Genomic DNA, 13304 nt, shown 5'->3' on the forward strand with positions numbered 1-13304 from the left:
CTTTCGTAATTTGCACCCCATGCAACAATACCTTGACCTTTTGCAGCATATCCTCGATAAGGGTGTTTCGAAAACCGATCGTACGGGAACAGGTACGATCAGTTATTTTGGTTATCAGATGCGTTTTGACCTGGCTCAGGGCTTCCCCCTCGTAACCACCAAAAAGTTGCATCTGAAAAGCATTATTTATGAGCTGCTCTGGTTCCTGAAGGGCGATACGAATATCAAATACCTCAAAGATCACGGGGTCAGTATCTGGAACGAATGGGCCAGCCCGGAAGGTGAGCTGGGGCCTGTTTATGGTAAACAATGGCGTAGCTGGGAAGGGGCAGATGGACAGGTGGTGGACCAGATCTCCCAGTTGATCGGGCAGATCAACAAAACTCCCGACAGCCGCCGTCTGATCGTTAGTGCCTGGAATGTAGCGGATCTGCCAAAGATGGCCCTGATGCCTTGTCATATTATTTTTCAGTTTTATGTGGCAGACGGAAAATTAAGCTGCCAGTTATATCAACGAAGCGCGGACTCTTTTTTGGGCGTCCCGTTCAATATCGCGTCCTATGCCCTGTTCACCCTTATGGTCGCACAGGTATGCGGATTGCAGCCCGGGGAATTTATTCACAGTTTTGGCGACGTCCATTTGTACAATAATCATTTGGACCAGGCCAGGTTGCAATTGTCGCGGACTCCCTATCCGTTGCCGGTCATGAAACTCAATCCTGCCGTTAAGGATATTTTCGGATTTCAATTTGAAGATTTTACCCTGGAGAATTATCAGAGTCACACGGCCATCAAGGCCCAGGTGGCGGTATAAACCCCCCAACCCCCTGAAGGGGGAGTAATATTCCATATGAATTTTGAGCAAAGAAATGCAATGAGCGACACTAACATAAATAGCAGCGAGGTACCAAACCCCCCCTTCAGGGGGGCGGGGGGTATTATCAGCCTTATCGTAGCAGCCAGTAACAATAATGTGATCGGTAAAGACAATAAATTGCTCTGGCATTTGCCCAGTGATATGAAGTTTTTTAAAAACACGACCTGGGGTATGCCGGTGATCATGGGGCGCAAGACTTTTGAGGCCCTGGCAGGCGAACCTTTGCCGGGAAGGTTTAATTTCATCATTACCCGTAACACCAATTGGAATCCACCTAACAGTAAGGCAGTTCCGGTGGCCACCCTGGACGCGGCGATTGAAGAAGCCCGGAAAACGGATTGTAAAGAAGCATTTGTCATTGGTGGCGGTCAGATCTATGCCGAATCCATGGCTATTGCGGATAAAATTTATATGACCCGCGTCGATACGGTCATCGAAGGAGATACCTGGTTTCCGGTCATTGACGAAAACAAGTGGGAGATGACCTCCCATCGTGACTTTCCGGTTGACGAAAAACATGCTTACGCATACAGTTTCCAGGTTTGGGAGCGGATCGCCCCCTAACCCCCTAAAGGGGGAATAATATGCCAAAAGATTTTTCCACGAATTCATAGAAATGAGTGAATCCTACACTAATAGCAGCGTGTTACCCAACTCCCCCGTCAGGCTACCGAGCGAAGGCGAAGGTAGCGGGCGAGTGTTGAACAGTGTTCAACGCGAAGCACTGGGGGGGTATTCCCGTTTCAGCCTTTCCAAAAAATTCCTCCGGTATTATATTACCGCTTCCAACGGAAAAGGGCACGGCATTCATTCCCCCTTTGTTTTTGATTTTATCATAAATGTATTAAACGATGCTAAAGCTTATCCTGCTTATGCCCGTGTGGAATCCCTGCGAAAAGAATTAAAAAAAGATCCTCTCTTACTGGAAATAGAGGACATGGGTGCGGGGTCCGCTCTGCAGGCTACCCGGCATAGGACGGTGGCCAATCTGGCGCGCCATGCAGCTAAACCGCAGAAACTAGGACAATTGCTTTACCGGATTGCACAATATTATAAGCCGCGGACGATATTGGAACTGGGAACTTCCCTTGGGTTATCTTCCGCCTATCTGGCCTCCGGCAATGGAGAAGCAAAATTATGGACGATAGAAGGGGCTGTCCCGGTAGCAAGGGTGGCAGAGAGGAATTTCCGGTCCCTGGGGTTGCCTAATGTGGAATTGGTTACGGGGAATTTTGATCTTATGCTGGATCCGGTTCTGGAAAAGGCAGGCACGGTTGATCTGGCATTTGTAGATGGTAATCACCGGCTGGAACCTACACTTCGTTATTTTCATGCCTTAATGAACCGATCCTCTTCTCCGGCGATCCTGATCTTTGATGATATTCATTGGAGTGAAGAGATGGAAGAGGCCTGGAACATCTTAAAAATGGATCCCCGTGTATACCTGACGATCGACCTTTTTTTCATAGGTCTTATTTTTTTACGGGAAGAATTTAAGATAAAACAGGACTTTAGTATCCGGTTCTAAAATCAACTCAAAATAATTTTATCCGGGAATGGGGGTAAACCTTTGGTAGGTTGTCTTAATAATAAACCTATGGTAATCAGGTATCTTTGAATGTGAGGTGCCATTGACTGACCTTATCAAGTTGACAGGATGATAGAAAATTATAAGGGTATTTTACAAACGCCGGGCCAGAGTCGTGAAGACTTATTCGAGCAGGTTTTTAAATCTCATTTTAAGAATCTGCATGCCTATGCCAGTACTCTGATAAAGGATCCTGCTTCCGGAGAAGAGGTCGTGCAAAATGTTTTCCTGAGGTTATGGGAAAAAAAGGACAATATGGATATGTTGGAAAATATTGCCGCCTATCTGTATAGAGCAGTCCATAATGAAAGTCTTAATTATTTAAAACATCTGAAGGTAAAGTCTGCCTATCAATCTTTTGCCATGCGCCGACCCCCACCAAACAATCCTGAACAAGCTTCAGAAAAAATAAAACTGGGAGAATTGGAATCCCGGTTGGGTAAAGCCCTGAATGATTTGCCCGAACAATGCCGGACCATTTTCCAGTTAAGCCGGTTCGAGGAACTGAAATACAGGGAAATAGCAGACCGCCTAGGATTGTCCGTTAAGACGGTCGAGAACCAGATGGGAAAGGCCCTGAAGATACTCCGGTTGAAAATGGTTGATTTTTTACCTTTTATTACCCTGATAATAACCACCTTATTAAAATAAATGGATTGATCATTTGATTTAAAGAAATTTAATGTGACAGAAAACGACTACGATAAGGAAAACGAAAAGAATCCAACCATCGATGAACTGTTGGTGAAGGTGATGTTGGGAGAGGCTTCCGGCCAGGAAGAACAATGGGTAAAGGATTGGGTGTCCGAAAGTAACCGCAATGCGCGTTATTTCGAAGATTTCAAACTGATATGGGAGGAAAGCAGGAACCTGGCTGTTCAAAGTACGGTAAATGAGAACGATGCGTGGCAAAATTTCCAACAGCGGGTAAAGGAGGAAAATACGCCTGTTATAAATTTAGCTACCCGCCGCAAATACCAATGGTTAAAAGCTGCCGCTATCTTTGCCGTCCTGCTTACCGGAGGTTGGTTATATACTATTTATTCGGATAAACAGCCACAATTCCTGTCTCTTCATTCTGAAGGGGTAGTGCTGACCGATACCTTATCAGAAGGAAGTATCGTGGTCCTGAACAAACAATCCTCCATCAGGTATAAACAACAATTCCCTGAAGATTCCAGGCCGGTCGAGTTGGAAGGAGAAGCCTTTTTTAAAGTAAGCCCGGATAAAAATAAGCCCTTTATCGTTCATGCAAGAGAAGTGACGATCAAGGTTATCGGAACTTCCTTTAATGTACGAACAACCAAACAGGCAACGGAATTGATCGTTGAAACCGGAATGGTTGAAATTACCAAAGGGGGACATACCATCAGCGTCAGGGCGAATGAAAAAGTGATCGTGAGGGAAAATGATCCCCTGCCGGAAAAACAAGGTAATACGGATGAATTATATAATTATTACCGGACCCATGAGTTTGCCTGTAATGGTATTTCCCTGGAGAGGTTGGTCGATAAACTAAATGAGGTCTATAAGGCAAATATCGTGATTGGTAATGACCGGCTCCGTAATATGGCATTGACCACTACCTTCCGGGATGAGTCCCTGGACGAAATCCTGTACATAATTTCCCAGACTTTTAAAATTTCACTGGTAAAGAACGGCCAGCAGACAATTTTAAAATAAGCATAACCCTTACATGAAATCAAATAAAATCTCCCTGATCATAACATTTACGGTTGTTCTTTTCCTTCTCTCCCTTTCCCGAATTCTGGGACAGGCAAAACTAGACAGAAAGGTCTCCGTTAAATTCCGCCAAAAACCATTGACGGAAGCACTGGTGGAGATCGGCCATAAAGGAGGGTTTTATTTTTCTTATAATACGAATATAATAAAGGGGGACAGCCTGGTCAGCGCGGAGGAAAAAAATAAACCTATCCGGCAAATACTGGACAACCTGTTGGGCGACCGGTTTGATTTTCTGGAAACGAACAAATATGTTATTATTCTTCAGCGGACGGCTGCTACTCCGTTTAAAATTTTTACCATCAGCGGTTATGTGAGGGACGGGAGGACGAAAGAAAAAATAACCGATGCCAGTGTATTCGAAAGCAATCAACTGGTATCAGCACTTACCGATACGAGCGGCTATTTCCGGCTGAGATTGAAAGACCGGTTTTCAAGGGCTGTTATCGTCGTCAGCAAACAACTCTACGATGATACCCTCCTGGTCGTCAACGGCGGAAGTGATCAGCAATTTAATCTTACTATTACGCAGGCAAGGGTTTCGGAACTCTCTCCTTTTGTCGTCACCAATCATGTTGAAAAGACCTGGCTGGGTAAATTGTTTCTTTCTTCCCGGGAAATCGTTCAGAGTATGAATCTGAGCGATTTTTTTGCAAATAAACCTGTTCAGTTCTCCCTGGTACCCGGACTGGGTACCCATGGCCGTATGGGAGGGCAGGTGATCAATAAATTTTCAGCCAATATGATCGGCGGTTATACTACCGGTACCGATGGGGTTGAACTGGCCGGCATATTCAATATCGATAAAAAGGAAGTGAGACATGTTCAGGCTGCAGGTGGATTTAATATTGCAGGCGGAATGGTAACCGGCGTTCAGTTAGCCGGTATCCATAACCAGGATCTTGATTCCATGAAGGGAGTTCAGGCAGGTGGTGTTGGTAATATAGTGGTTGGCGGCGTCACCGGCGTTCAGCTGGGTGGTCTTTTTAATAAGGTGGACAGAGGAGTGGATGGAGTTCAGGCCGCAGGGCTTTATAATCAGAACCTGGATTCCATGACCGGCGTTCAGTTAAGCGGTGTATACAATTTTGTGGGGGGTTCGATGAGTGGGGTGCAGGCGGCCGGATTGATCAATTCTGTAAAAGGGCGAACGGGCGGCGTGCAACTGGCCGGGTTCGGTAATATCAGCAATACGGAAATGGACGGCGTGCAAATCAGCACTCTTTTTAATGTTACCCGGAAATTAAAAGGTCTTCAGATCGGTCTGGTCAATATCGCGGATACGGCAGACGGATATATGATAGGACTGATCAATATTGTCAAAACCGGTCTTCATGAAATTTCCCTATCCTCCAATGAAATGCTGCCAGTCAATCTTTCTTACAAAACCGGTTCACGGAAAATGTACAGCATCCTGACCCTGGGGTATAGCCCGGAAAAGAACGCAAAGGCATACGTTCTGGGGTTTGGAATCGGGAAGGATTTTGCTATAGCCAAAAAGATGGCTATCCTTACAGAATTAACCCAGAATTATTTTTATCTGGGGAATTGGGACAAAATGCCAATTGTATACCGGTTTCAGGCCTATCTCCGGGTACAGTTGGGAAAAAAGATCTCTTTGTTTGCAGGCCCTGCCATTTCCCTGAATTATCCGGAAGAAATGATGGGTTCGGGTGAATATAAGAAGATACTTCCCCGGGCCGGATACTCAACCTTCCCCGTGGGTCAAAATGGCTCCGCCTGGATAGGCTGGAGCGCAGGGATTAATTTTTTTTAAGGCGCGTCTTTTTTATGTTCCCCGATATTTTCCGGTTTTTTTTATTTCCCGCATAGGGGTGAATTCTTTGTAAGTTGTCTATATCCATACAAGCTTTTCAGATAAGCATTAAAAAAATAAAGTATGGATATCGTCAATTATTTTCTCCGGATCCTGATCAGTAAACTCATTCCGGCACTTCCTTTAGTTATATTATTCCAGCTTCCTGCAAAAAAATCAGCAGCGCAGGACAGGCCTGTAAAAACTGCCAATATCGGTATTGTCTACCCGATCAGCAGTAATGGTACCCGGGCCAAAGAATACACCAATAACTTTTCGCTGAATACGATCGTTGGCGTATCCGGGTCCGAAAATGGTCTTTCCCTTTCCGGATTGTCAACGATTATCCTTCATAATGCCGCTGGTCTTCAGATGGCCGGGTTTTCCAACCACATCTATGATTCTGCGCAGGGAGTCCAGCTTGCCGGGTTCCTGAATTATATAAAAAATAATTCCAGCGGGGTTCAGGCAGCGGGTTTTATCAATATTACCGGAAGTTCTACCGGATTGAATATTGCCGGTTTTGGGAATATTGCCCATCGGGATGCATCAGGGATACAGGTTGCCGGGTTTATCAATAAAGCCGCCAATTCAGGCATTCAGGTAGCAGGTTTTATCAATAAGGCTGCCATTGCCGGTAACCAGGTGTCAGGGTTTATGAATATCGCAAAAAAGGTAAAAGGGGTACAGGTTGGATTTATCAATATAGCGGATAGCAATGAATGCCCGATCGGAATCGTGAATCTTATTAAGAATGGGGAGAAAACGATCGGCATCAGCACGGACGAGACCCTGACCACCCTGATTACTTTCCGCTCGGGGGGACGTAAACTATACGGTATTGCCGGTCTTGGTTATAATAACAAGGGCAATCGTAAACTGGCGGCCTGGGAAGCTGGTATCGGTGCCCACGTAAGGATTATCCAAACTCTCCGGCTGAATTTTGAATTGGTGAATATCGGTCTGACGGATTTTAAAAATGGCGACTACTTAAAATCAACGATCCGGATAATGCCCGCCCTTCGGCTCACCCCCGGAATTGAAGTCTTTGGCGGTCCCAATTTCAATTATATCTACTCCAATAAAGGGCAGGGCAGCGATCTTGTTTCTCATTACCTGTGGAGCGAAAAAAAGAATTCGGATCTGCATGGGCTGTATTTCGGTTTTACAGCAGGCTTCCATGTAAAGATCTGATCCCGGAAAAAGAATACAAACAACATTATTAGCAATAAAACAAATTACCAACCTAATCATTTTTTATGCGTTCCCCATTTATCTATGTAAAGTATTTTTTTATCGTTTTTTTCTTATCGGCCCTGTCCATGCATCTTTCGGCACAGGTTAAACACACCATCAGCGGTTCGGTCAAGTCCAAATCTTCCGGTGAAAGTATTATCCGTGCAACGGTAGTCGTGTCCGGAAAAAATATAGGTGTGACCACCAACGATTATGGATTTTATTCCCTTACCCTTCCTGAAGGAAAGTATACCCTGATCATTTCAGCCATTGGGCGGCAAGCACAAACGATCGAAGTCGATCTGAAAGAAAATATGCAATTGCCGACTTTGCTGCAGGACCAGGAAGTCCAGTTGGAGAATGTAACTGTTACGGCGCCCGGAAGAGGCCGGAGCATTCGCAGCGCTCAAATGGGTGTCGAACATATTACGACAAAAGACATAAAGAACGTACCGGTATTGTTCGGAGAGCGGGACGTGCTGAAAACCCTGCAGCTGTTACCTGGCGTGAAGGCGGTCGCAGAGGGGAACAGCGGTCTGAGTGTCCGTGGCGGGGCAACCGATCAGAACCTGATCCTGTTGGATGAGGCCCCTGTATACAATGCTTCGCACCTGTTGGGTTTCTTCTCCACTTTCAATTCAGATGCCATCAAGGATGTGACTTTGTATAAAGGAGGCATGCCTGCTCAGTATGGAGGCCGGTTATCTTCTGTAGTGGATGTCCGGATGAATGATGGAAATAACCAGGATCTGCATGTTACCGGTGGATTGGGAGTGATCTCCGCCAAAATAAATGTAGAAGGGCCGATCGAAAAGGGCAAGTCTTCTTTTTTATTTACCGCGCGCAGAACCTATGCAGATATGTTCATGAAATTATCGGGTGATTCCACCAAGGATAAAAACAGCCTGTATTTCTATGATCTGAATGCCAAACTGAACTTTACCCTGAGCGCCCGCGATAAGCTGTATATCTCCGGCTATTTTGGAAGGGATAATCTTTCCAGCGCTGATGTTTTTGGCATTAGTTGGGGAAACGCGACGGCAACTGTCCGTTGGAATCATACTTTCGGTCCACGTCTCTTTTCCAATACTTCCCTGATCTATAGCAACTATAACTATAAGCTGAGTTTTTCCAATAACGGCAGTCAGTTCATGGTTACTTCCGAGCTAAGGGACTTCAATGTAAAGGAAGAGTTGCAATATTATCTCAATCCCCGTAATACGGTCCGGTTTGGTATCAATGCAATTTATCACACCCTGAATCCCGGTGTATTGGACGCAGGAGGACCGAAGAGCGGGGTGAACGATACCAGTTTTCAGAAAAGGTATGCTTTGGAAAATGCAGCCTTTATCAGCAATGACTGGAAGGCCTCCGAAAAATTAAACATTTCCTATGGTTTACGGGTCACGGCATTCAGTCCTATGGGCAAGGGGGATTTTTATAACGTAAATCCGGCAGGACAGGTTACTGATACTATTCACAACAAAGATGGCCAGATCCTGAAGACCTATTTTACCCCGGAAGCGAGGATTGCCCTTAGTTATCAATTGAATCCCAATTCTTCTGTAAAGGTTTCGTATGCCGGTAATACCCAGAATATGCATCTGCTGTCTACCGCAAGTGCAGGTTTCCCTACAGATCGCTGGGTAGCCAGTAATAACATGATCAAACCGGAGCGGTCACACCAGGTGTCGCTTGGTTATTTCAAGAATTTCAGGGACGATAAATATGAACTAACCGTTGAAACCTATTATAAGGCGATGGAAAATCAGATCGATTACCGGGACGGTGCCAACGTACAGAGTAACGGAACCATCGAAACGGAATTATTATATGGGAAAGGCAGAGCATATGGAATGGAATGGTTGTTCAGAAAAAAGACAGGGCGGTTGACCGGATGGGTCGGTTATACGTTGTCCAAATCGGAGAGAAAGGTCAAGGGGATTAATAATGATCAGTGGTATAATTCCTTCCAGGACCGGACGCATGATATTTCCATCGTTGGGATGTACAAGCTCAGCCCCAAATGGATGTTATCCGGCAGCTGGGTCTACAATACCGGAAATGCGGTAAGTTTTCCCGGAGGTAAATACCTGCAGGATGGCCGTACGGTTTATTATTACTCCCAACGGAACGGGTATCGCATGCCTGCCTATCATCGTCTTGACCTGAGTGCTACTGTGCAACTGAAACAGAAAAAAAGGTACTCCTCCGAACTCGCCTTTGGTATCTATAATGCCTATGCCCGGGATAATGCTTTTATCATCACTTTCCGGGATAATAAAACGGATCCCGGAAAAACGGAAGCGGTACAAACTACCTTGTTTAGCGCCGTACCTTTTATATCCTACAATTTTAAATTTTAAAAATTTACTGCGCCATGAACACTAATGAAAAAAGAAATATGCTCCTTACTATTGAGAATTTTCTACTGGAAAGATCGGTAAGACCGGTAAAAAATAAAAGTATTATTACCATAGGAATCGTCGTGGCCTTGTTAGGCGTATTGAGCCTGCTTACAGGATGCCAGAAAGTAATCCATCTGGATTTAAAAGATGCAGGCGGAAAATATGTTGTCGAAGGCAATATTACCAATAAGCCCGGCCCCTACCAGGTTACCATCGGGAAAACCGGTAAGGTGGAAGATAATTATAGTTTTAACGGTGTAAGCCAGGCCGTCGTGACGGTCCGTGATAATACGGGCAATATGGAAACGTTAAAAGAAACACAGCCCGGTGTTTATCAAACAGCTTCATTGGCAGGAGTGGAGGGAAGAACCTATTACCTGAATATTACGGTGGGTAATACTATATTCACTTCTTCTTCAGTAATGCCAAAGCAGGTGAACCTGGACAGCCTTTATACAAAAGAGGTATTTAATTTTTCCAAAAACGTACTGGCTATCGTTCCTTTATTTACCGACCCGATAGAAAAAGGTAATTGGTATCGTTTTAATCAGATCATTGACGGCAACCTGGATAAGACCATTTATTACCTGAATGATGATTTTAGCAATGGAAAAGAAAGTACCTGGCCCTTATTAAGACCGGATGCGGATAGCACCTTGCATGTGAAAGACGTGGTGGATATCGAAATGCAGTGTATCGATTATTCCGTTTATAAATATTGGTATAGTGTCGATCAATCTTCCACGGGTGATGGCCAGGGTATTCCGGCCAACCCGGTTACCAATATCCAGGGAGGAGCCCTGGGATACTTCAGCGCACACACTTCTCAAACCAAATCTATCATTATAAAATAAAAGGCGGGCTTTATTACACATAGGCTTTATTCAACACAACCTCTTTTAACCAGGAGGTGATCCCCGGACTGGCGAAATGCCATTGTTCGGGGATTTGTGATGTGGAGCCAGCCTGGCAGAGGCCTGATGGGTTACGGGATAAAATCTTTAAATTTGCCGATTCTATTCATCAAAATTAAAAAAGTATTGCATTCTCAATTGCCGGCCGGGTTACTGTCCTCTCTCGAAGGTGTAAATGGTTTTGACGCTGGGGCATTTGAAAAAGTGCATGCAGACGCAAGACAAGTAACCTCCGTCCGGTTCAATCCAGGCAAAGTATCCTCATTCCCGTCTGCAGGCCCCGGGGGATTGCCGGAAACCCTGGAAAAGATTCCCTGGTCCTCGATGGGATATTACCTGGAAGAACGTCCATCTTTTACGTTCGATCCTGTATTTCATGGAGGAGCCTATTATGTTCAGGAAGCCTCCAGCATGTTCCTGGAGCAAGCTTTACAACAAACGGTGGATCTTTCACGACAATTGCGGGTATTGGACCTCTGTGCAGCCCCCGGCGGAAAGTCTACCCTGATCAGCTCTTTACTTTCCGCAGATAGTTTGTTGGTGAGTAACGAAGTGATCCGTACGCGGGTCAACGTTTTGCAGGAAAATATGGTGAAATGGGGTAACCCCAATATAATTCTGACCAACAATGATCCACGTGATCTCGGTCGGATGCACAATTATTTCGATGTGATAGTTGTAGATGCGCCTTGCAGCGGCAGCGGACTTTTCCGCAGGGATCCGGAAGCGGTGAGGGAATGGAGCGAAGATAATGTGCAGCTTTGTTGCCAACGTCAGCAGCGCATTCTGGCCGATTGCTGGCCTGCGCTGAAACAGGATGGAATATTGATCTACTCTACCTGTTCTTTTTCAAGACAGGAGAACGAGGATATACTGGATTGGATGATGGAAGAGCTACAAGCTGAGAGCTACAAGCTGCAAGTGGAGGAAAAATGGGGAATAATTGAGACTACCGGTAAGAAAGGGGCTTACGGATACCGGTTCTATCCGGACCAACTCAAAGGAGAAGGTTTTTTTATCGCTTGTCTCAGAAAACCTTCAGGAGAAGATTTTTCCTTTCCAAAATATAAACGCCAGGCTATTGAAAAATTATCCAGACAGGAGGAAGAGAGAATGAAGGACTGGATCAAACAGGGAGATACTTATCCTGTTTGTTATTTCAAGCATAATGACCTGGTCCATGTTCTGCCTGGCCCAATGATGGAGGATCTTTTTTATCTTCAATCCAATTGTTATCTGAAAAAAGCCGGTCTCGCAGCCGGCCAACTGGCTGCAAAAGAATTTATCCCGGAACATGATCTCGCTTTGAGTATCCTTATCCGGAAAGAGATCCCTGCCATTAGCCTGACAAAAGAAGAAGCTATTCAATATTTACGTAAAGAAGAGATCAGGACGGATTCCGGATACAGGGGCTGGGCCCTTGTTCAATATAATGGGTATAACCTGGGTTGGGTAAAGATCCTTCCTAACCGGGTAAATAATTATTATCCAAAAGAATGGAGGATCCTCAAAAGAGATTAACGTTTTACTGTTTAAATTGCGGGATAAAAGTGCATCTTTGCCCCGAACTTGATTAAAAAACAGCGCTATGCGATCAATGTCCTTTTTATTTTTACTGCTCAGCCTTTTTTTTGTAAAATCTTCCCAAGGGCAATCCAATGAGATATTGATTCAGGGCCAGACCGGCAAGTTATTTGTGGAGCATACGGTGGTTGCGAAAGAAAACTGGTATAGTATCGGCCGGTTGTATAATTTAAGTCCTAAAGAGATCGCTCCTTATAATAGCCTGACGATGGATAAGCCGTTGAGTATCGGGCAGCAATTGCAAATTCCCCTGACCGCTGCCAATTTCTCTCAAAACGGCCAAAAAACAGCGGCAGAGACCCTTGTGCCGGTGTATCATATCGTGCAGGATAAAGAATGGATGTATAGGGTGAGTGTCAACCATAATAAAGTCCCCGTCAGCAATCTGGAGAAATGGAACAGTGTCAATAAGGACCAGGTCAAATCCGGTATGCACCTGATCGTGGGCTATCTGAAAGTGAAAACGGCTTTATCCGCCTTTGCCGCCGGAGGAGGAGGAGCCTCTGTAGCTGTTGCCCCTTCCAAGGCCCTTCCTGTTCCTGCTGCAACTGCTCCTTCTGCTGCAACTACTCCTTCTGTTACAACTTCCGCAGGCAATTCACCTGCCTCTTCGCAACCCGTTACGAAGGTTACTTCAAAAACGAAAGTAGATCCTGCGTCAGTGAAAGAAGAAAATAACCCTAATTCTTCTGCGCCTGCAGGCACCTATCCGGTCACTAAGGAAAATAATCCTGCAAATTCCCAGGGAACCGATAATACCCCGGCGACCGCTACTAAAACAGTGTCAGACAGTAAAACCGTCTCTGCTGCTCCCGGAACACCTACATTACATTTTAACGGTGGTTATTTCAAACCTGACTTTACTGAAAGCGGAAAGACGGTCAGCGGTATGGCTGGCACCTTCAAAAGTACCAGTGGCTGGCATGATGGAAAATATTATGCCCTGATGAATAATGTACCGGTTGGCCTGATCGTTAAGATCCTGATCCCTTCGACCAACAGGATCATATTTGCGAAGGTCCTTGGACAATTACCCGATATGAAGGAAAGCACAGGGTTGACTGTCCGGATAAGCAATGCCGCTGCCGGTGAACTGGGTGAAGGAGATGGAAAATTCAATGTGGAGATAAAGTATTGA

At 45.2% G+C, this 13304-nt stretch carries 11 protein-coding genes; all 11 read left to right on the forward strand.

Annotation, left to right across the window (positions count from 1 at the left end; all coding sequences use genetic code 11):
* Positions 1 to 19: 19 nt before the first annotated feature.
* The 11 genes from ACX0G9_RS20800 to ACX0G9_RS20850 all read left to right on the forward strand — a co-directional run bounded on the left by ACX0G9_RS20800 (position 20) and on the right by ACX0G9_RS20850 (position 13304).
* Positions 20 to 814, forward strand: coding sequence for a thymidylate synthase (locus tag ACX0G9_RS20800; protein ID WP_459066878.1), 795 nt, complete (start codon positions 20 to 22; stop codon positions 812 to 814).
* 60 nt (positions 815 to 874) lie between these two features.
* Positions 875 to 1441, forward strand: a complete 567-nt coding sequence (locus tag ACX0G9_RS20805) for a dihydrofolate reductase (RefSeq protein WP_459066879.1) — start codon at positions 875 to 877, stop codon at positions 1439 to 1441.
* A gap of 52 nt (positions 1442 to 1493) precedes the next feature.
* Positions 1494 to 2405, forward strand: a complete 912-nt coding sequence (locus ACX0G9_RS20810; RefSeq protein WP_459066880.1) for an O-methyltransferase — start codon at positions 1494 to 1496, stop codon at positions 2403 to 2405.
* Positions 2406 to 2534: 129 nt separating this feature from the next.
* A complete protein-coding gene (locus tag ACX0G9_RS20815) occupies positions 2535 to 3116 on the forward strand; it encodes an RNA polymerase sigma-70 factor (protein WP_459066881.1) in 582 nt (193 codons plus the stop codon).
* Positions 3117 to 3149: 33 nt separating this feature from the next.
* Positions 3150 to 4148: a FecR family protein gene (locus ACX0G9_RS20820; RefSeq protein WP_459066882.1), complete on the forward strand. Its 999-nt coding sequence runs from the start codon at positions 3150 to 3152 to the stop codon at positions 4146 to 4148.
* A gap of 13 nt (positions 4149 to 4161) precedes the next feature.
* The gene (locus ACX0G9_RS20825) at positions 4162 to 5985 is read left to right on the forward strand and encodes a peptidase associated/transthyretin-like domain-containing protein (protein WP_459066883.1); all 1824 of its coding nucleotides are present in this window, start codon (positions 4162 to 4164) and stop codon (positions 5983 to 5985) included.
* Between the two features lie 123 nt (positions 5986 to 6108).
* Positions 6109 to 7218 (forward strand): hypothetical protein, encoded by a 1110-nt coding sequence (locus ACX0G9_RS20830; RefSeq protein WP_459066884.1) that lies wholly within the window; start codon positions 6109 to 6111, stop codon positions 7216 to 7218.
* 65 nt (positions 7219 to 7283) lie between these two features.
* Positions 7284 to 9626, forward strand: a complete 2343-nt coding sequence (locus ACX0G9_RS20835) for a TonB-dependent receptor (RefSeq protein WP_459066885.1) — start codon at positions 7284 to 7286, stop codon at positions 9624 to 9626.
* Positions 9627 to 9640: 14 nt separating this feature from the next.
* Positions 9641 to 10522, forward strand: coding sequence for a DUF4249 domain-containing protein (locus ACX0G9_RS20840; protein ID WP_459066886.1), 882 nt, complete (start codon positions 9641 to 9643; stop codon positions 10520 to 10522).
* A gap of 153 nt (positions 10523 to 10675) precedes the next feature.
* On the forward strand, positions 10676 to 12103 hold the full coding sequence (locus tag ACX0G9_RS20845) for a methyltransferase RsmF C-terminal domain-like protein (protein WP_459066887.1): 1428 nt from the start codon (positions 10676 to 10678) through the stop codon (positions 12101 to 12103).
* Positions 12104 to 12170: 67 nt separating this feature from the next.
* The gene (locus ACX0G9_RS20850; RefSeq protein ID WP_459066888.1) at positions 12171 to 13304 is read left to right on the forward strand and encodes a LysM peptidoglycan-binding domain-containing protein; all 1134 of its coding nucleotides are present in this window, start codon (positions 12171 to 12173) and stop codon (positions 13302 to 13304) included.

The organism is Flavitalea flava (assembly GCF_054461575.1).

Coding starts and splice junctions, on each gene's coding strand:
- ACX0G9_RS20810 (WP_459066880.1), top strand. CDS start 1,494: ATGAGTGAATCCTACACTAATAGCAGCGTGTTACCCAACTCCCCCGTC.
- ACX0G9_RS20850 (WP_459066888.1), top strand. CDS start 12,171: ATGCGATCAATGTCCTTTTTATTTTTACTGCTCAGCCTTTTTTTTGTA.
- ACX0G9_RS20805 (WP_459066879.1), top strand. CDS start 875: ATGAGCGACACTAACATAAATAGCAGCGAGGTACCAAACCCCCCCTTC.
- ACX0G9_RS20825 (WP_459066883.1), top strand. CDS start 4,162: ATGAAATCAAATAAAATCTCCCTGATCATAACATTTACGGTTGTTCTT.
- ACX0G9_RS20815 (WP_459066881.1), top strand. CDS start 2,535: ATGATAGAAAATTATAAGGGTATTTTACAAACGCCGGGCCAGAGTCGT.
- ACX0G9_RS20835 (WP_459066885.1), top strand. CDS start 7,284: ATGCGTTCCCCATTTATCTATGTAAAGTATTTTTTTATCGTTTTTTTC.
- ACX0G9_RS20840 (WP_459066886.1), top strand. CDS start 9,641: ATGAACACTAATGAAAAAAGAAATATGCTCCTTACTATTGAGAATTTT.
- ACX0G9_RS20830 (WP_459066884.1), top strand. CDS start 6,109: ATGGATATCGTCAATTATTTTCTCCGGATCCTGATCAGTAAACTCATT.
- ACX0G9_RS20800 (WP_459066878.1), top strand. CDS start 20: ATGCAACAATACCTTGACCTTTTGCAGCATATCCTCGATAAGGGTGTT.